Origin of the sequence: Bradyrhizobium sp. AZCC 1719, from assembly GCF_036924525.1 — a bacterium.
Classification (GTDB): Bacteria; Pseudomonadota; Alphaproteobacteria; order Rhizobiales; family Xanthobacteraceae; genus Bradyrhizobium.
In genome coordinates, this window is record NZ_JAZHRU010000001.1 from 4,206,200 (window position 1) to 4,226,411 (window position 20,212).

A 20,212-nucleotide genomic window follows, 5' to 3' on the forward strand; every position below is an offset into this window, starting at 1 on the left:
CGTTGCTGGGCAACGCAGCTCAATCGAGAGTTTGGACCGGAGGCAGCGTTGTGCCGGAGCGCGGCGGGTTTGGCACGGGATAGCTGGTGACGCGGCCGCTCCGTTCGGCCTGACCGGCGGAGGATGCGGGGCCTACCGCTTCCGCCCTGGCGCCTCGCACGCTGTCCCTTGAGGTATGTCTGCGGTGCCGCGACGAGCGCGAGCCTTCCAGTCCCCACGAGCGCGATATCGAAGGCCCGGCCGTATAGCCGACGAAGGCGCCGGCGACAGCCCCAATCGGGCCCAGCACGACCGCGCCGGCCACGGCGCCGAGGGCCGCGTCGCCTGCGCGCTGCGCGAGCGCGGCAGAGGGCACGAGTACCAGGAGCATTGCGGCTGTGGTGAAGGCCTTGATCATATTTCTGTCCCGTCCGTGAAAGGCGGGATGCTGGTCCGCGTTTATGGCGAGATGCGTGAAGCTTTGTGGCTACAGCATGGACTTTCGGGTTCCATGGCCCGTCGCACGTCCCCTGTGGCTTTCCTGCCAGTTGTTCCCGCGACGTGCGCGCCCGACGGCATCGCCTGCGGGTTCGGCGCATGAGGGACGGACGATCGCGTCAGACCGCTTCGCCGCGCGCCAGCGCCGCCGCGTTGCGGATCGCGGAAATGTTGGCCTTGTAGCTGTCCACGGTGCCGCCCTTGAACACCGCGGAGCCCGCGACCAGCGCGTTGGCGCCGGCGGCGGCCAAAAGGCCAGCGACATCAGGACCGACGCCGCCATCGACCTCGATGTCGATCGGACGTCCCGCGGCCATCGCCCTGACGTCGCTGACCTTGCTAAGCGCGGATTTGATGAAGGCCTGGCCGCCGAAGCCGGGATTGACCGACATCACAAGCACCAGATCGATCAGGTCGATGACATATTCGATCGTGCTCGCCGGCGTGCCCGGGTTGAGCGAGACGCCGGCTTTCTTGCCGAGCGCGCGGATCGCCTGCAGCGAGCGATGCAGATGCGGGCCGGCCTCGGCATGGACGGTGATGTGATCGCAGCCTGCCTTTGCAAAGGCCTCGAGGTAGGGGTCGCAGGGCGAGATCATCAGATGCGCGTCGAAAATCTTCTTGGTATGCGGGCGCATCGCCTTGATGACATCGGGGCCGTAGGAAATGTTCGGCACGAAATGTCCGTCCATCACATCGAGATGGATCCAGTCGGCGCCCGCCGCGTCCACAGCGCGGACTTCCTCGCCGAGCTTGGCGAAATCCGCCGCCAGGATCGACGGTGCGATGACCAGGGGACGCGACGCAAATTGCTGGGACATGTGCGCTTTCCCGAAGGGCTTGCGAGAGGGCGGAATGGCCTCGCGTAACATGCAGCACGGCCGGGGGCAATGCGCGGCGCTGCCGTCTCCTGTGGGCGGAAAAATCTGCCGCGGCGGGCAGCTATTGCCGGGTTTGCCGATCGGACGGAGTGCGGAAAGGCCCGGTTTTATTGGGTTTTCTTCATGGCACGGCGCTTGCTGAGGAAAACGGAACACGAGCTGTGGGCCGCTTTGCGCGCGGCATTGTTGGAGTTCCGCCATGTTCTTTGCTCTGAGCGCCGCGTCATCGGCCATCGATGTCCTCAAGGCGCTGACGTCGTCCAAATCGTCTGCGCCAACCACCGGCCTCAGCCAGAACTTCGCAAGCTTCGGCCAGTCGTCCCCGACTGCGCCGGCTTCGATTGGTCCAGGGTCCGGCTCGGGCAACGGCTTTTCGACGATATCGCCGGAAACCATGAGCGCGCTGCTTGACGCGCAAAGCCAGTCCTCGACGGGATCGGCCACGGCTTCCAAGAGCCGTCACGCCGCGCTGAAGGACCTGTTCGGGCAGATCGATGGCGACGGTGACGGCAAGATCAGCAAGACGGAATTCGAAGAGGCGCTCGGCGCCGGTGGCACCAACCTCGCGCAGGCCGACAGCGTGTTCGGCAAGCTCGACCAGGACGGCGACGGCTCGGTCAGTCTGAAGGAACTGGCGTCGGCGCTCCGGCCCGACAAGGGCCATCATCGCGATCGCGATGAGGCGAGCGGTAGCGACGGATCAGGCTCCGATCCAGTCTCACAGGCACGGCAGGGCGCCACCACTACGACCGTCACCAACAGCGACGGTTCGGTAACGACGTCGCTGGCCTATGCGGACGGCTCGAAGGTGACGATGACGTCGCCGGCGTCGGGAAGCTCGTCCGCATCAGCGACATCGTCCTACAATTTCATCGAGCAGATGATTCAGCGCGAAGCCAAGGCAATCTCATCGAGCGCCACCGCGTCGCTCTCGGTCAGCGCCTGAGCGGACTATGCTCTAACCGAAACGATCGCCCCACGCCGGTAGCGCGCCGGCGAAGGGCAGCGCGGTCGCAGCATGGACGCCGCGCGCGATCGCGCGCGCGACCGTGTTGGCGGCCACCATGCCGAGTTCGGTGAGGCCGAACAATGGATCGATCGGCTTCTTGCCGGTCGCGGCGGCAAACACCACGTCGCCGTCCAGCGGCGCATGCACGGGATAGATGGCGCGCGCCATGCCGGTTTGCGCGATCATCGCGAGCCGCCTGGCCTGCGGTTTGGTCAGCACCGCATCGGTGACGACGACCACCAGCGTGGTGTTCTGCGACGGAGTAGCTGACGGCGCGCCCTTGAGGCGGGCTCTCAGCATATCGGGCGTAAACGAGGGCGGCAGTCCGTGCCCGCCAAACTCGTCGTCCTTCTCGAACGGCGCAGCCCAGAACCACGGGCCGTCGCCGACCGTCACGCTGCCCACCGCATTGACCACCGCGAGCGCGCCGACGGTCACGCCGCCGTCGGTCTGTGCCGAAGCGGAGCCGAGGCCGCCCTTGAAATTGGCAGTCGTCGCGCCGAGGCCGGCGCCGACGCTGCCGAGCGCGAAATCGACAGCCGCCGCACTGGCCGCGGCGTAGCCGAGATCGCGATAGGGGGGAAAGCGTCCCCATGCCTTGTTGCCGCCGTTGAGCAGATCGAAGCAGATCGCTCCCGGAACGATCGGGATGACCGCGTCACGGATGCGAAAACCGCGCCCCTGTTCGGCAAGCCAGGCCTGCACGCCGCCCGCGGCATCCAGTCCGAGCGCCGAGCCGCCGGCAAGCGCGATGCCGTCAATTGCCTCGACGGTGCTCTCAGGGCTGAGCAGCGCTTCTTCGCGGGTGCCGGGGCCGCCGCCGCGCACGTCGATCGAAGCCACGGCGGGCGAGTCGAACACGATCGCGGTGACGCCGGAGGCGACGCTTGCGTCATCGGCGTGGCCGACGCGAACGCCGGAAATATCTGTGAGCAGGTTTTTCAAAGCGCCGGTCCGTGAGGCTGCATCCGCCTTAATTCTACTGCGTCATTAGCCCCTCATGGTGAGGAGCGCGGAACGCGCGTCTCGAACCATGAGGCCCCGCCTGTGGCCTCCATCCTTCGAGACGCCCGCTCTGCGGGCTCCTCAGGATGAGGGTCGAAAGACTATGACGCAGTAAGACTAAGGCTTCCCACGGATATATCAGGCGCAGCGCTGCTTCAACTGGCCAGCGCCAGCCGGATCATCCGGGCAAGCTCGGACTTGCGATAGGGCTTTGCGAGCAGCAGCACGCCGGAATCCAGGCGGCCGTGATGGACGATGGCGTTTTCGGTATATCCCGAGGTGTAGAGCGTCTTGAGGCCAGGCCGGCGCTTCAGTGCTTCGTCGACGAGTTGGCGGCCGTTCATGATGCCGGGCATGATCACGTCGGTAAACAGCAGATCGACGTTCGAGACATCGTCGATGATGCGCAACGCATCGGAAGCGTTGGCTGCCTCCAGGGTGGTGTAGCCCAGGCTCTCGATCTGGGTCATCACATAGCGCCGCACCAGCGCATCGTCCTCGACGACGAGGACAGTTTCGTTGCCGCCCTCGATATTTCCCGAGACCAGCGCTTCCGCCGCGGTCTGCTGCAATCCCGTTGCCCGCGGCAAATAGATCTTGACGGACGTGCCGTGGCCTTCCTCGCTGTAGATCTTGACGTGGCCGCCCGACTGCTTGACGAAGCCGAACACCATGCTCAGCCCGAGGCCGGTGCCCCTGCCGACTTCCTTGGTCGTGAAAAAGGGTTCGAATACCCGTTCGAGCAGCGCAGGCGGGATTCCGGAGCCGGTGTCGCTGACTGCGATCATGACGTAATTGCCTGATGTGACCTCGCTGTGCATGCTCGCATAGTTTTCGTCGAGGAAGACATTGCTGGTCTCGAGCGCAAGCTTGCCGCCATTGGGCATGGCGTCACGCGCGTTGATGGCCAGATTGAGGACGGCCGTGGTGAGCTGGTTCGGATCGGCCAGCGCGGTCCACGCATCCTCGGCCAGTAGCGGCGTGATTTCGATGTGTTCGCCGAGCGTGGGGTGCAGCAGCTTGGCGGCCTCCAGCACCAGCGCATTGACGTCGACTTCGACGGGCTGCAGCGGCTGCTTGCGGGCAAAGGCGAGCAGATGTTTGGTCAAATTGGCCCCGCGTTCGGCGGCCTCATCGATCAGCTTGGCGACGGCGGCGAGCTGGGGCTGATCGGCGACCGCTTCTTCCAGAATGCCGATGGTGCCGGTGATCACGGTCAGGATGTTGTTGAAGTCGTGCGCGACGCCGCCTGTGAGCTGGCCGACCGCATCCATCTTCTGCACATGCCGCAACTGGGCTTCCGCGGCCTGCTTTTCGGTCAGGTCGCGGCCGATGAAGAAGTGGCGGCGGACTGGCTCCGACCACGTCCCGGTCCAGTTCAGCGCGACTGATTTGCCCTCCTTGCTGATATAGCGCGTCTCGAAATTGCGCTTGCTTTGTCCCCGTCGCCCCACCCGCATCTCCTTGCGGGTGTGTTCGAGGTCGTCGGGGTGGATGAACTTGATCGCGTTATGTCCGACCATTTCCGACGGCTGATAGCCGAGGATGTCGGTGACGCTCGGGCTGACCTGGATCAAATTCCCGACAGAATCGCTTACCAGGATGAGGTCGTTCGAAGATTCGAATATGCGCCGCCGCTCTTCCATCTCCTGGTCAAGCGCCTGCTCCGTTCGCTTGCTTTCCGTACGCGATGTTCCGAGCAGGCGCGCGAGCTTGGCTTGCAGGCCGACATTGTCGACGAGCAGCACGGCGAGCACGAAACTCGCGGCGCAGAGGCCGTAGATGCGGCCGAGATAGAAGCCGACATCGAACCGTGCCTCGTTCAGGATCGCCGAGAGGGCGATGTCGAACAACCAGGCGCTCATCACGACCATCAGCCAGACGTCGAGAACGAAGTGCGGCCTGCGAAGCCACAGCACGATCAATGCAGCGAAGCTCTGGCACCATACGGTCGAAACCACGGCGAGCATGACGGGCGTGTAATGACCGCCGCTCAGAAGAATCGGCAGACGATCGTGCTGCGCGGTGACGAGCCAGGTGAATGCGGTCATCGCGACACTGACCGCAACGATGCTCGTAACGACGGCCGCGCCGGCCGAGCCTCGCATCTTGTCGTTGTCGGTCGCCTTCAGTAGCGCGTAACCGAGCACCAATAGCGGGAATACGCCGTGCCAGACCATATAGAGCCAAACGGTGGTCTGCGGTCCCGCGCCGAGCAGCCCGCCGGGCGCAAACAGGCCGGGAAAGGTGAGGGCGTGGACGATCGCCGCCATCGCCGTGAACAAATATCCGCTCGCCAGCAACAGCAGCCCCCGTGAGCGGGTAATCGCGAACTGTGAAAACAGCAGGACAGCGGTGATCAGGTCGTTGATCGCCAATGCGGACTGGTAGCTCGCGACGAACGCCGGGACCGGGGCAAGCGGCACGCCGGCAAACGGCACGGCGCAGGCGAACAGTATCGCCGAGATGCCGACCACGGCCAGCGCAGCCATGCGATCGCTGCGCGTTGCCTTCATCGTGGAAAGAAAGATGTTGCGCTCGTCACCCATGTCGTCTTCCGGCCAAACTGGCAGCGCACGCGCCATCACAGAAGCTATGAGACCCGCAACAACAATGCATCCGATGCGGCCGGACATCCAGCCGATACCAGCAGGAATCGCACCGCCAAGCTACGCTAGCGGCGCCGCGGCGGGAATCAACCCAAGGTCACGTATCTATCACCTGAAGGAAACAGCAGGGGAAGCCGATTGGGGTAACCACCTCTTTACCGACCGGCTGAATAAAGACTGTGGAACTGCCGAAACCCACGGAGTCTCGTCGTAAGCTCGTGCGACCGACCCGGGAGGCTTCGATGCCCCGCGTGCTTGTTGTTGACGATCAGGCCGGCGTCCGCACGATGATTTCCATCGTGCTGCGTATCCATCGTTTCGAAATCGTCGAGGCAGACAGCGCCGCATCTGCATTGAAGCTGTTCGAAGATACGAGCTTCGACCTTGCGATCGTCGACATCTTTTTGCAGGGCACCAACGGCTCCGATCTGATTGCGGCGATGCGCGCCCGCGTGCCGGGCCTGCCCGTTATTGCGATTTCGGGAATGACCGCGCTGGACTTTCTGTCCGAAACGCCAGAACTTTCCGACGTCATCTGTCTGCAGAAGCCGTTTCGTCCGCTGGATTTGATGCGTGCAATCGAATTGGCGATGGGACCGGCCCGATCGCAGCGCGCTGCCGTTGCGGGGGCAATGCGTTAGCAGTCTTACCGCTCGGCGCGTCGCAGACCATTGCCATCGACAGTAACCTCGATGAGCGAAACCGGATCGGTGGCAAACTGCCGTTGCGACAACGGAACCGACAGGCGGCAAACGAGTCCTTCCGGGCGCCAGTCGAATTCCGCGCGGCCACCAAGCTGCGACTCGATGCTGGCGATGACGCTTCTGGTTCCGAACCCTCGCGACACCGGCTTCTCGACATGTGGCCCACCAGTCTCCGACCATATGATCTTGAGAAGGCCCGCCTGGTCTTCCCAACTCACCGACAGCCGGCCCGACAGCGCAGACAGCGCGCCGTACTTCGCCGAATTGGTGACGAGCTCGTGCAGCGCCAGCGCAACCGTCTGGGCCGTCGCCGGCTCGAATTGGACCTCCGGACCGGACAAGTCGATCTGCTCGCCGGTGGAATAGGGCGCCAGCTCCTCCGCGATCAATTTCCTTATCTCGGCGCCTTGCCAGCTCGACAACGAGAGCACGGTGTGCACACGCGCAAGCGCATTGATCCGTCCTTCGACGGAACGGACGTAGCTCTTCACATTCTCGCCGCGCGTCAGCCGGACGATGGATTGCGCGAGCGCCAGCGCGTTCTTGGCGCGGTGGTCGACCTCCCGGGCCAGCAGGCTTTGCCGCTCCTCGGCCTGCTTGCGTTCGGTGATGTCGACGGTGACGCCGCTGACGCGGATGACGCGGCCGCCCTTGTCGGTGCTTGCCGCCGCCGTTCCCGCGCACCAGCGCACCTCGCCATTCGGCCGGATGATGCGGAATTCCGCTTCGTATGACTTCGCGCCCCGGGCGAAGCTGGCCCACGCCTCGTGCAATTCATGAACGTCCTCAGGGTGAAGCAGCGCCTGGATATTGGCCGGCGTCAGTTCGAACTTGCCGGGATCGACGCCGAGGATCTGATACTGGCCTTCGTCCCACATGAAGTCGCCATTGACCCAGTCCCAGTCCCAGGAGCCCATCTTTCCGGCCGCGATCGCCAGACTGCGGCGCTGCTCGCTTTCCAGAAGCCTGGCATGCGATTCCTCGAGTTCAGCGGTGCGCGCGCGAACCCGGTCCTCGAGTTCGACGTTGAGCCGTTCGAGCTGGCGCGTTTTGCGATAGAGCTCCGCGAACACCTTGATCTTGGCGCGCAACACTTCGGGCACGACAGGCACCGGAACGTAGTCGACCGCGCCCATCTCATAGCCACGCAGCCGGTCGATATCGCTAACCTGGATCGCGGAGATGAAGATCATCGCCGTCTTCTGGAAGCGGGGATGTTCGCGGATCATGGCCGCGAGCTCGAACCCGTCGAGTTCCGGCATGCAGACGTCGACCAGGATGATGGCAACATCGTTCTTGAGCAGGAATTCGAGCGCTTCGCGCCCGGACGAGGCCTTGACCAGGTTCTCGCCGAGTTCTTTCAGGATGACCTCATAGGCGAGCAGCTTCGCCGGCTGATCGTCAACCAGAAGAATGTTTACCTTCTCTTGATCCATCATCTGTTTACGCCGGTCAGCGGTGTAACCACATTCGGATGGCGAGCAGCAACTGCTCGGTATTGACGGGTTTGGCGAGATAGTCCGAAGCGCCGGCTTCGAGGCATTTCTCGCGGTCGCCCTTCATCGCCTTGGCGGTCAGCGCAATGATCGGCAGGCGATTGAAGGATGGGTTTTGCCGGATGACGCCAATGGTCTGATATCCGTCCATTTGCGGCATCATGATATCCATCAGCACGATTGCGATATTGGGGGTGGATTCGACCAGCGCGATGGCCTCATGGCCGGTCGTTGCGGTCAGCACTTTCATTCCGCGCCGTTCGAGAACGCTCGATAGTGCGAAAATGTTGCGTGCGTCGTCGTCAACCAGAAGCGCGGTCTTGCCAACAAGATCCTCATCGGAGCTATTGAGCTTTTCGAGCATTCTCTGCTTCTCGACGGGCAATTCCGTGATCACACGGTGCAAAAACAGCGACGTTTCGTCGAGCAGGCGTTCCGGCGATTCGACGCCTTTCACCACGATGCTCCTCGCCATGGTGTGAAGTTCCGCATCCTCCTCGGCCGAAAGTTCCCGCCCCGTGAACACCACGACCGGAACGTTCGATAGCGCTTCGTCGTTGCGAAGCCGGTCAAGCACCTCGAAGCCGCTCATGTCAGGCAATCGCAGATCGAGCACGACGCAGTCGCAGGGCTGGTTCCGCAACGTCGACAACGCTTCGGCGCCAGTGTCGGCGGTGAGGATCTCGATGTCGTCATGGCCGAGCAATTCGGTGATGCTCATCTGCTCGGCGGCATTGTCCTCCACGATCAGCAGGCGCTTGCGGCGGGGCTTGGCGTATTCCTTGATCTGCGACAGCGCCGCGCTGACACCCTCGGTCGTCGTCGGCTTGTTGACGAAGGAAAACGCGCCGCGCGCCAGCGCATGCTGACGGTCTTCGTCGAGCGTGATGATCTGCACCGGAATGTGCCGCGTCAGCGGACTGTGCTTGAGTTGGCTCAGCACGGTCCAGCCCAGCATGTCAGGCAGGAAGACGTCGAGCGAAACCGCTGTCGGCTGGAACTGCTTGGCGAGCTCGAGCGCTTCGGCGCCGCGGCTCGCGACCAGCACCTTGAAGCCCTTGTCGCGCGCCAGATCGATCAGGACCCGCGCATAATGCGGATCGTCCTCGACGATCAGGAGGATGTTGTCTCCCGGCGCGAGATCGCGGCGGTCGTCCGGCAATTGCTCGACGACCCGCTCCTGCGTTGAGGTGGCTTGCAGCGCCGGCGCGGGCGTGAATGGCGACGGCGCAGCGATGCGCGGCGCGATCGTGGGGCCGGAATATTTCAGCGGCAGATAAAGCACGAAGGTGCTGCCCTTGCCGGGTGCGCTGCGCAGATGGATTTCGCCGCCGAGCAGGCTCGCGAGCTCGCGGCTGATCGCAAGGCCGAGACCGGTGCCGCCGTATTTCCGGCTGGTGCCGGCGTCCGCCTGCTGGAATGCCTCGAAGATCAGTTTCTGTTTCTCCAAGGGAATGCCGATGCCGGTATCCGTCACCTCGAAGGCGACAACGGCGGGCGCGTGATTGAGGATCGGGTGTTCGGCACTCCAGCCGCCGACGGCAGCCGACACGCTCAGCTTCACGCCGCCTTCCGCGGTGAACTTGAACGCGTTCGACAGTAGGTTCTTCAGCACCTGCTGCAGCCGCTTGGAGTCGGTGACCATGCTGCGGGGAAGGTTCTCGTCGACATTGATGTTGAACCAGAGTTGGCGGTTTTCGGCCTCGTGTTTGAACGGGCGGCCGACGGTTTCCAGCAGGCTCGACGTCATGATTTCCTCGGCATCGACCGTCACCGTGCCGGATTCGATCTTCGACAGGTCGAGGATGTCGCTGATCAGGTTGAGAAGATCGGTGCCGGCGCCGTGGATGGTGCGGGCAAACTCGACCTGCTTCAGCGACAGATTGCCGTCGGGGTTTTCGGTGAGCTGCTGGCCGAGGATCAGGATGCTGTTGAGCGGCGTGCGCAGCTCGTGCGACATGTTGGCGAGGAATTCGGACTTGTACTTCGACGTCAGCGCAAGTTCCGTTGCCTTTTCCTCAAGCGCGCGTCGCGCTTGTTCGATTTCCTGGTTCTTTCGTTCCACCTCGACGTTGCGTTCGGCGAGCTGCTGGGCCTTCTGTTCGAGCTGTTCGTTGGTCTGCTGCAATTCCTTCTGCTGCGTCTGCAGTTCACCGGCGAGCTGCTGGGATTGCTTCAACAGGCCCTCGGTCTGCATCGTGGCCTCGATCGAGTTGAGCACGATGCCGATGCTGTCGGTGAGCTGTTCCAGGAAGGTCATCTGTGACGTCGTGAAAGACGAGATCGAGGAAAGCTCGATCACGGCCTTCACCTGGTTCTCGAACAGCACCGGAAGCACGACGATGTTCTTCGGGATCGCGCGCAGCAGCGCCGAATTGATCGGAGCGGTGTCGCTGGGGATATCCGATACCAGCCGCTGCCGCTTGTCCATGGCGCACTGGCCGATCAATCCTTCGCCGAGCTGCACGAGCTGCGGATGCGGATTGGCGCCATCGCCGGCATAGGGGGAGAGCAGGCGCAATTGCGGCGTCTCGGCATTCTCCAGCTGGTAGATTGCGCCCATATGCGCATTGACGAGCGGCGCCAGTTCGGTCAGCAGCAGCCGGCCGACGGTGGACAGTTCGCGCTGCCCCTGCAGCATGTTGGTGAATCTTGCGAGGTTTGTCTTCAGCCAGTCCTGCTCGGTGTTCACCTGGGTGGTGAGGCGCAGGTTGCCGATCATCGTGTTGATGTTGTCCTTGAGTTCGGCCACTTCGCCGCGGGCGTCGACCTGGATCGAACGGGTCAGGTCGCCCTTGGTCACGGCGGTCGCCACTTCGGCGATCGCGCGCACCTGCGAGGTCAGGTTGGCGGCGAGCAGGTTGACGTTGCCGGTGAGGTCCTTCCACGTGCCGGCCGCGCCGGGCACGTTGGCCTGGCCGCCGAGGCGCCCCTCGACGCCGACTTCGCGCGCCACGCTCGTGACCTGATCGGCAAAGGTCGCGAGCGTCTCGGTCATGTTGTTGATGGTGTCGGCAAGGGCCGCGACTTCGCCCTTCGATTTCACCGTCAGGTTCTGCTTCAGGTCGCCGTTGGCCACCGCGGTCACCACCTTGACGATGCCGCGGACCTGTTCGGTCAAATTGGCCGCCATGAAGTTGACGGTGTCGGTGAGGTCCTTCCAGGTGCCGGCGACGCCCGGGACCTGCGCCTGACCGCCGAGCTTGCCCTCGGTGCCGACCTCGCGCGCCACGCGCGTCACTTCGCCGGCAAAGGCGTTGAGCTGGTCCACCATCGTGTTGATGGTGTTCTTCAGTTCGAGGATTTCGCCCTTCACGTCCACGGTGATCTTGCGCGACAGGTCGCCGCGCGCCACGGCGGTCGTGACTTCCGCGATGTTGCGCACCTGCGTGGTGAGGTTGGCCGCCAGCAGGTTGACGTTGTCGGTCAGATCCTTCCAGGTGCCGCCGACGCCGGGCACTACGGCCTGGCCGCCGAGACGGCCCTCGGTGCCGACCTCGCGCGCCACGCGCGTCACTTCGGCCGCGAAGGAGCGTAGCTGCTCGACCATTGTATTGAGGGTGTCCTTCAGCAGCAGGATCTCGCCGCGGACGTCCACCGTGATCTTCTTGGAGAGGTCGCCGCCGGCGATCGCGGTTGCGACCTCGGCGATGTTGCGGACCTGTGCCGTCAGGTTCGAGGCCATGAAGTTGACGTTGTCGGTCAGGTCCTTCCAGGTGCCGGCGACTTCAGGCACCTGGGCCTGGCCGCCGAGCTTGCCTTCGGTACCGACCTCGCGCGCCACGCGGGTCACTTCCGACGCAAAGGCGTTGAGCTGGTCCACCATCGTGTTGACGGTGTTCTTCAGTTCGAGAATCTCGCCCTTGACGTCGACGGTGATCTTCTTCGACAGGTCGCCCTTCGCCACCGCCGTGGTCACTTCGGCGATGTTGCGGACCTGGCCGGTGAGGTTGCCGGCCATCGAGTTGACGTTGTCGGTGAGGTCCTTCCAGGTGCCGGCGACGCCGGGCACGTTGGCCTGGCCGCCGAGCCGCCCCTCGGTGCCGACCTCGCGCGCCACGCGGGTCACTTCGCCCGCGAAGCGGTTGAGCTGGTCGACCATCGTGTTCAGCGTTTCCTTGAGCTGCAGGATTTCGCCGCGCACGTCGACCGTGATTTTTCGCGAGAGGTCGCCGCCGGCGATGGCGGTCGCCACTTCCGCGATGTTGCGGACCTGTGCGGTGAGATTGCCCGCCATCGAGTTCACGGAGTCGGTCAAATCCTTCCAGGTGCCGGCCACTTCAGGCACCTGTGCCTGGCCGCCGAGCTTACCGTCGGTGCCGACCTCGCGCGCCACGCGCGTCACTTCGCCGGCGAAGGCGTTGAGCTGGTCGACCATCGTGTTCAGCGTTTCCTTCAACTGAAGGATTTCGCCCGAGACGTTGACCGTGATCTTCTTCGATAGGTCGCCCTTCGCCACCGCGGTCGCGACTTCGGCGATGTTGCGGACCTGAGCGGTGAGGTTGCCGGCCATCGAATTGACGTTGTCGGTGAGGTCCTTCCAGGTGCCGGCGACGCCGCGCACGTTGGCCTGGCCGCCGAGCTTGCCTTCGGTGCCGACTTCGCGCGCCACGCGCGTCACTTCGCCGGCAAACGCGTTGAGCTGGTCCACCATCGTGTTGATGGTGTCCTTCAGCTCCAGAATTTCGCCGCGGACGTCCACCGTGATCTTTTTCGACAGGTCGCCATTGGCGACCGCGGTCGTCACCTCGGCGATGTTGCGGACCTGCGCCGTCAGGTTGGAAGCCATCGAGTTGACGCTCTCGGTGAGGTCCTTCCAGGTGCCGGCGACGCCGAGCACGTTGGCCTGACCGCCGAGCCGTCCCTCGGTGCCGACTTCGCGCGCCACGCGCGTCACTTCGCCGGCAAAGGCATTGAGCTGGTCGACCATGGTGTTGAGCGTTTCCTTCAACTGAAGGATTTCGCCCGAGACGTTCACGGTGATCTTCTTGGAAAGGTCGCCGCCGGCAATGGCGGTCGCGACATCGGCGATGTTGCGGACCTGCGCCGTCAGGTTGGAGGCCATGAAGTTGACGTTGTCGGTGAGGTCCTTCCAGGTGCCGGCCACACCAGGCACCTGGGCCTGACCGCCGAGCTTGCCTTCGGTGCCGACTTCGCGCGCCACGCGCGTCACTTCCGAGGCGAACGAGTTGAGCTGGTCGACCATCGTGTTGATGGTGTCCTTGAGCTCGAGGATTTCGCCGCGGACGTCGACCGTGATCTTGCGGGAAAGGTCGCCACGGGCGACCGCGGTAGTGACGTTGGCAATGTTGCGGACCTGTGCGGTAAGGTTGCCGCACATCGCGTTGACGGAGTCGGTCAGATCCTTCCAGGTGCCGGCGACGCCGGGAACGATCGCCTGGCCGCCGAGCTTGCCGTCGGTGCCGACTTCGCGGGCCACGCGCGTCACTTCGGAAGCGAAGGAGCGGAGTTGGTCCACCATCGTGTTGATGGCTTCCTTGAGCTGCAGGATCTCGCCGCGGACGTCGACCGTGATCTTCTTCGACAGGTCGCCATTGGCGACCGCAATGGTCACTTCGGCAATGTTGCGGACCTGGCCGGTGAGGTTGTTGGCCATCGAGTTGACGCTCTCGGTCAGGTCTTTCCAGACGCCGGTCACTTCCGGCACCTGGGCCTGGCCGCCGAGCTTGCCCTCGGTGCCGACTTCGCGCGCGACGCGCGTCACTTCCGAGGTGAACACGCCGAGCTGCTTGATCATCGTGTTGACGATGGTGGCAGACTGCAGAAATTCGCCGCCCAGCGGGCGGCCGTCGACGTTGAGTTGCACGGTCTGCAGCAGATCGCCCTGTGCCACCGCGGCAACCGCGCGCGTGACTTCGCGGGTCGGCCACAGCAGATCGTCGATCAGCGTGTTGACGGAGCCTTCCATGTCCGCCCACGAACCGCTCGAGAGGTCGAACTTGACGCGCTGGCGCGTCTTGCCTTCGCGGCCGACGACCTGGCCGACGTGCTCCAGTTGCTGCGCCATTCGTTGGTTGGAGGCGACGATTTCGTTGAAGGTGTCGGCAATCTTGCCCTCGATGCCGAGGTGATCGCCGGTCATGCGCACCGAGAAATCGCCGGCGCGCATTGCCTGCAAAGCGTGCAGCAGGTCCTGCATCGGATCGGACGTGCCGTTGGTGGGAGGTGGTTTGGGTTTTGCGACCCGGCGAGCGGAGGGAGATGCTCCAGGGGAAAGATCACTCATGGTGTCTCCTCGGCCAGTTCGCGCAAAAATCTCAAAATCTCATTGGCTGAGATGCAATTTCACGAATAGACCCGCTGCCCCGCGGCAGATCAAGCTGGAATAACGGTTAAGGTCGTGAAATCAATGACATGGAACTCAGCCCCAACTTTCCACAATGCCGTGGGAACCCAATTGTTCCGCCCGGTTAAAAATTATTTGGAACCAAAAATAAAAACGCCCCGGTAGGCCGGGGCGTTTGATGTTTTCGGTGCTGATCGTCGAAGGGATCAGGAGCCCTTCGGATTGATCTCGGCGTAGTTGCCCTTGGCGTCCCATTTGTAGACGACGTAGTCGATCACCTTGATGTCACCCTTGGCATCGAAGCCCAGCTTGCCGAGCACGGTATCCCATTCACCGGCCTTGATGGTCTCCATCACCTTCTTCGGATCGGTGGTCTTGGCCTTCGCCACGGCCTGCGACCAGACCTGCATCGCGGCGTAGGTGTAGAGGGTGTAGCCTTCGGGATCGATGTTCTTGCCCTTGAACTTCTCGACGATCGCCTTGGCGGTTGCCTTGTTGCGCGGGTCGGGACCGAAGGTGAACAGCGTGCCTTCGGCGGCGGGACCTGCGATCGAAGCGAACTCCTTGTCGTTCAAGGCGTCGCCCGCCATCAACACTGTCTTGAGGCCTTGGTCGCGCATCTGGCGCAGGATCAGGCCGGATTCCTGGTGGTAACCGCCGACAAAGACCAGATCGATACTGTCGCGCTTCAGGCGCGACACGATCGCGTTAAAATCCTTGTCGCCCTTGTTGTAGGACTCGAACATCTTCTCGGTGACGCCGGCCTTGTTGAGCGCCTTCTTGGTTTCGTCGGCAAGGCCCTTGCCGTAGGTGGTCTTGTCGTTGAGGATGGCGACGTTCTTGCCCTTGTAGTTCTTGACGATGTAGTCGGCGGCAACCAGGCCCTGCTGGTCGTCGCGGCCGCAGACACGCGCCACGTTCCAGAGCTTGCGCTCGGTGAACAGCGGGTTGGTCGAGGCCGGCGTGATCTGCAGCACGTTGCCGTCGGCGTAGGCTTCCGACGCCGGGATCGACGACGACGAGCAGAAGTGACCGGCAACGAAGGGAATTTTTGCGCTGGCGAATTTTTCCGCGATCGAGCGCGCCTGCTTCGGGTCGCAGGCATCGTCGCCGACCTGCAGCGCCAGCTTCTTGCCGAGCACGCCGCCGGCGGCATTGATGTCGGCCACCGCCTGTTCGGCACCGTTCTTCATCTGCCGGCCGAATGCGGATTCGCCGCCCGTCATCGGGCCCGCCACTGCGATGGAGATGTCCTGCGCCAGCGCCGTTGTCGATAGCGCCAGCGATGCGCCCAATGCCAGGCCGATGAGTTTCAGTGATTTCATGAGGTGTCCTCGCAGGTCAGTCGATTTCAGGAAGCACCCGGCAGGCCGGGTACCAAAATCACGCCTATTGTCGGCTGATTTTACGGCGAAGTCATCGGCAATTTTCGGGCAAATCCACGGTCCGTTCGCAGCATCTTGCCGCACTTCGTGTCCCGGACGCGGTGCAGCGCCCTTCAGCGCTGCTCCGCAGAGCCGGGACCTGTTAGGGATGGACCCCCGGATCAGCAGCGCACCGCCATAGCGCGTCGAAGACGCGCGTAAACGCGCTTATGGCGCTGCGCAGCATCCGGGGAACGCACTCGGAGCGTTACTCCCGCCGGCCGCCCTCCAGATAGGCGGCGCGGATTTCCGGGCGCTGCAGCAATTCGCTGCCGGTTCCGGACAGCGTAATCAGGCCGTTGACCATGACATAGCCGCGATGGGCCAGTTTCAGCGCGTGGTTGGCGTTCTGCTCGACGATCAGCACGGTCAGGCCGTCCTGCCGGTTCAGGGTCCGGATCGCATCGAAAATCTGCCGCGCGATCAGGGGGGCCAGCCCCAGCGACGGCTCGTCCAGCATCAACAGGCGCGGCCGGCTCATCAGGGCACGGCCGATCGCCAGCATCTGCTGCTCGCCGCCGGACAGCGTGCCGCCGCGCTGGGTCATGCGTTCCTTGAGCCGCGGGAACAACGCGAACACGCGTTCCAGCCCGCTCGCCCGATCGGCCTCGCTGCTGTCGGTCGCGTCAGCGCCCATCTGCAGGTTTTCCGCCACGCTCATGCGCGGGAAAATCCGCCGGCCTTCTGGGGACTGGGCGATGCGCAGCCGCGCAATCTCATGCGTCGGAACGTCGGTGATGTCCCGGCCGTCGAATTCGATGCGGCCCGCGCGGGCGCGGGGCCGGCCGAAGATCGTCATCATCAGCGTCGACTTGCCGGCGCCGTTGGCACCGATCAGAGCGACGATCTCGCCGGCATTGATGTCGAGATCGACGCCCTTCAGCGCCTCGATCTTGCCGTAGGCCGCCCGCAGCGAGCGGATCGCGAGCAGGGGAGTTGCGGGTGACACGCTCACGTCCCGCTCTCCATCACCGCGATGGCTTCCTCCTCGTCGGCGCCGAGATAGGCCGCGATCACCTTGGGATCGTCGCGAATATGCCGCGGCGTGCCTTCGGCGATCTTGACGCCATGGTCCATCACCACGACGTGGTCGGAGATTTGCATCACCACGCTCATGTCGTGCTCGATGAGAAGTATCGAGGTGCCCTGGTCGGCACGGATCGAGAGCAGCAATTCGCTCAATGCAGCGCTTTCGCGCGCATTCAGTCCCGCCGCGGGCTCGTCGAGGCAGAGCAGGGCGGGCTGGGTGCACATCGCGCGCGCGATCTCCAGGCGCCGCTGGTCGCCATAAGGCAGGTTGCCGGCGGCATCGTCGGCGCGATCCAGAAGACCGATGCGGTCGAGCCAGGTCCGCGCCAGATCGATCGCGGCCTGTTCGGCGTGGCGCCAGGACGGCGCGCCGATCAAGCCAAGGAACGTCAACCCGGAGGCGCGCATCAGCGCGTTGTGCTGTGCGACCATCAGGTTTTCCAGCGCCGTCATCCCGGGAAACAGGCGGATGTTCTGAAAGGTGCGCGCGACCTTGGCCAGTTTGGCAATCCGGAAATCGTTCAGCCGCTCGAGCCGGATGGCGCGGCCATCATCATGGGCAAGGCCGATGGCGCCCGAGGTCGGCTTGTAGAAGCCGGTGATGCAGTTGAACACCGTGGTCTTGCCGGCGCCGTTCGGCCCGATCAGCGCGGTGATCTTGCGCCGCTCGGCGTCGAAGGAGAGGTCGTTGACGGCGACGATGCCGCCAAAGCGCATCGACAGGCGATCGACGGAGAGAATCGGATCGCCGCTCATCCGTGTCCCTCCTTGACGAGGTCGGACGAGATCGCCTGGCTGCGCTTGAGGAACACGGTCGGCGCGCGATGGCCGATCAGGCCGCGCGGCCGCCAGATCATCAAGAGCACCATCGCCATGCCGAACACCAGCATGCGGTACTGGTCGAGCCCGCGAAACAGCTCGAAGCCGCCGATCATGGTGAGCGCGGCCAAGGCTACGCCGAGCTGCGAGCCCATGCCGCCCAGCACCACGATCGCCAGCACCAGTGCCGATTCATGGAAGGTGAAGGATTCCGGGCTGATGAAGCCTTGTCTTGTAGCAAAGAACGCGCCGGCAAAACCGCCGAACATCGCCCCCGTCGCGAACGCGGTCAGCTTGGTCGTGGTGGTGTTGATGCCCAGCGCGCGGCAGGCGACTTCGTCCTCGCGCAGCGCCTCCCAGGCGCGGCCGAGGGGCAGGCGGCGCAGGCGGATCGTGACCCAGTTGGTGAGCAGCGCCAGCGCCAGGATAATGTAGAACAGAAATACGATGCGGTGTGTCGGCGAGAATTCGATGCCGAGCAGGGCCGCCAGCCCGTCATCGGCCGGCGTCAGCGGAATGCCGAACAGGGTCGGGCGGGGAATGCCGGTGACGCCGTTCGGCCCGCCGGTCAGGGTCTGCCAGTTGATCAGGACGAGGCGGATGATCTCGCCGAAGGCCAGGGTGACGATGGCGAGATAGTCGCCACGCAGCCGCAGCACGGGAAAGCCCAGCAGCACGCCCCAGAAGGCGGCGAGAATGCCGGCCAGCGGCAGGCAGATCCAGAACGACAGCCCGAAATTGGTGGCGAGCAACGCATAGGAATAGGCGCCGACCGCATAGAACGCGACGTAGCCGAGGTCGAGCAGGCCGGCGAGCCCGACCACCACGTTGAGCCCCCAGCCGAGCATCACATAGGTCAGCACGAGGATGGCGAGGTCGAGAATGTAGCGCTCATCGTAGAAGAGGACCGGCACCAGGAACGTGAACACCAGCAGCACCGGCGCGATCAGGCGTCCGGCAAGCGACAGCGCGCTTTGCACCGAAGGTGGCACCACCCTGACGGTGTCGACCGGTCCCCACCAACGCCGCAGCAGCTCGACGAGGATGCTGCCGCCGAATACGGCCGCGACCATGATGGCGAGTTCGTCGAAGCGCGTCCAGTAGACCAATTGCCCTTGCGGGCCGGCCTCGGTGCGCACGCCGATCATCAGCGAAAACAGCACCAGCGCCACGAATGCGCTGATCAGCGCTTTCTTGAGGATAAAGGCGGCGCCTGGAGCGTGCGAGGTTTGGGCGGCGGGGGGTGCGCTCACGCTGCGGCCCATCAGACTTTTTCGACTTCAGGCCGGCCGAGCAGGCCGGTCGGAAGGAAGATCAGGACCACGATCAGGATCGAGAATGCGGCGACGTCCTTGTATTCGACCGAGAAATAGGCCGACCACAGCGTCTCGATCAGGCCGATCAGGAGACCACCGAGCATCGCCCCGGGCAGTGAGCCGATGCCGCCGAGCACGGCCGCGGTGAATGCCTTGATGCCGGCGACGAAGCCCATGAAGAAATCGACCAGCCCGTAATAGAGCAGGTACATCATGCCGGCCACTGCAGCGAGCGCAGCGCCAATCACGAATGTCATGGAAATGGTGCGGTCGACATCGACGCCGAGCAGGGAGGCCATGGTCTGGTCCTGTTCGCAGGCGCGCATGTCGCGGCCGAGCCGGGTGCTCGATACCAGCCAGGTGAACAGCGCGAGCAGCACGATGGTGGTGACGACGACGATGATCTGGATGTTGGAAAGCTGCACGACAAAGCCTTCAGAACCCTCATGCAGGGTATAGCCGCCGGTGATGATCGGCGGCACCGGTTTGACGCGCGCGCCCTGCGCGACCTGCGAATAATTGGTCAGCACGAATGACATACCGATGGCGGAGAGCATCGGCGCCAGGCGGAACGAGTGCCGCAGCGGCCGGTAGGCGATGCGCTCGACCGTCCAGCCATAGAGCGCCGTGATCGCCATCGATACCAGCAGCACGACCAGCAGGATGAGCGGGATGGCGGTAAGCCCGAACGAGACCAGGATCAGGAAGGTGATCAGGGCGATGAAGCCGCCGATCATGAAAATATCGCCATGGGCGAAATTGATCATGCCGACGATGCCGTAGACCATGGTGTAGCCGATGGCGATCAGGCCGTAGATCGAGCCGAGCACGAGGCCGTTGATCAGTTGCTGGGCGAAATAATCCATGCGCTGCCGTTTGTTGTATGAGGACGCGGCGAGAGCTCCGGCAGCCCATGACGACGCGTCGTGGCATTTTCTAACAGTGGGAACTGGGGGCGGCAACAGCGCCGGCTGCGGCTTATTTGGCTTGTACAGAGCTAGTTTTTGCGCAGGCGGTTCCGGCGCCACAGTCCGGACACGGCGTTGCCTTCCGATGATCCCACCGGAACCGCTGTTCCGCTGCAACCGACGCCGTGGCTCTCCGTTGGTTCAGGTTACGCCTCAGCAACGGAGATG

General features: G+C 63.8%; 13 protein-coding genes. 2 read left to right on the forward strand and 11 right to left on the reverse strand.

All coding sequences use genetic code 11. The features are described from left to right. Positions 1-19 precede the first annotated feature (19 nt). Positions 20-397: a DNA-directed RNA polymerase subunit N gene (locus V1292_RS19705; RefSeq protein ID WP_334374363.1), complete on the reverse strand. Its 378-nt coding sequence runs from the start codon at positions 395-397 to the stop codon at positions 20-22. Positions 398-596: 199 nt separating this feature from the next. Next, positions 597-1,298, reverse strand: a complete 702-nt coding sequence (gene rpe, locus V1292_RS19710; RefSeq protein ID WP_334374364.1) for a ribulose-phosphate 3-epimerase — start codon at positions 1,296-1,298, stop codon at positions 597-599. 259 nt (positions 1,299-1,557) lie between these two features. Here rpe and V1292_RS19715 point away from each other — a divergent pair, with 259 nt between their 5' ends. Further along, on the forward strand, positions 1,558-2,304 hold the full coding sequence (locus tag V1292_RS19715) for an EF-hand domain-containing protein (protein ID WP_334374365.1): 747 nt from the start codon (positions 1,558-1,560) through the stop codon (positions 2,302-2,304). Between the two features lie 12 nt (positions 2,305-2,316). On the opposite strand, the gene V1292_RS19720 is transcribed toward V1292_RS19715, so the two are convergent. Further along, a complete protein-coding gene (locus V1292_RS19720) occupies positions 2,317-3,312 on the reverse strand; it encodes a P1 family peptidase (protein ID WP_334374366.1) in 996 nt (331 codons plus the stop codon). Between the two features lie 215 nt (positions 3,313-3,527). After that, positions 3,528-5,921 (reverse strand): MASE4 domain-containing protein, encoded by a 2,394-nt coding sequence (locus V1292_RS19725; protein WP_334374367.1) that lies wholly within the window; start codon positions 5,919-5,921, stop codon positions 3,528-3,530. A gap of 302 nt (positions 5,922-6,223) precedes the next feature. On the opposite strand from V1292_RS19725, the gene V1292_RS19730 reads away from it, so the two are divergent. Further along, a complete protein-coding gene (locus V1292_RS19730) occupies positions 6,224-6,622 on the forward strand; it encodes a response regulator (protein ID WP_334377098.1) in 399 nt (132 codons plus the stop codon). 5 nt (positions 6,623-6,627) lie between these two features. Here V1292_RS19730 and V1292_RS19735 read toward each other — a convergent pair whose 3' ends face one another. From V1292_RS19735 to V1292_RS19765, 7 genes are all read right to left on the reverse strand, one after another. Continuing rightward, positions 6,628-8,121 (reverse strand): HWE histidine kinase domain-containing protein, encoded by a 1,494-nt coding sequence (locus V1292_RS19735; protein WP_334377099.1) that lies wholly within the window; start codon positions 8,119-8,121, stop codon positions 6,628-6,630. 16 nt (positions 8,122-8,137) lie between these two features. Then, a complete protein-coding gene (locus V1292_RS19740) occupies positions 8,138-14,428 on the reverse strand; it encodes a HAMP domain-containing protein (protein ID WP_334374368.1) in 6,291 nt (2,096 codons plus the stop codon). 266 nt (positions 14,429-14,694) lie between these two features. After that, complete coding sequence (locus V1292_RS19745; protein WP_334374369.1) at positions 14,695-15,813, reverse strand: branched-chain amino acid ABC transporter substrate-binding protein; 1,119 nt, start codon at positions 15,811-15,813, stop codon at positions 14,695-14,697. Positions 15,814-16,120: 307 nt separating this feature from the next. After that, the gene (locus tag V1292_RS19750) at positions 16,121-16,861 is read right to left on the reverse strand and encodes an ABC transporter ATP-binding protein (RefSeq protein ID WP_334377100.1); all 741 of its coding nucleotides are present in this window, start codon (positions 16,859-16,861) and stop codon (positions 16,121-16,123) included. 2 nt (positions 16,862-16,863) lie between these two features. Further along, a complete protein-coding gene (locus tag V1292_RS19755; protein WP_334374370.1) occupies positions 16,864-17,697 on the reverse strand; it encodes an ABC transporter ATP-binding protein in 834 nt (277 codons plus the stop codon). Further along, positions 17,694-19,025 (reverse strand): high-affinity branched-chain amino acid ABC transporter permease LivM, encoded by a 1,332-nt coding sequence (gene livM, locus V1292_RS19760; RefSeq protein WP_442895538.1) that lies wholly within the window; start codon positions 19,023-19,025, stop codon positions 17,694-17,696. Before livM ends, V1292_RS19755 begins: the two co-directional genes overlap by 4 nt. Further along, positions 19,025-19,942: an ABC transporter permease subunit gene (locus V1292_RS19765; protein ID WP_028349939.1), complete on the reverse strand. Its 918-nt coding sequence runs from the start codon at positions 19,940-19,942 to the stop codon at positions 19,025-19,027. Before V1292_RS19765 ends, livM begins: the two co-directional genes overlap by 1 nt. Positions 19,943-20,212 lie beyond the last annotated feature (270 nt).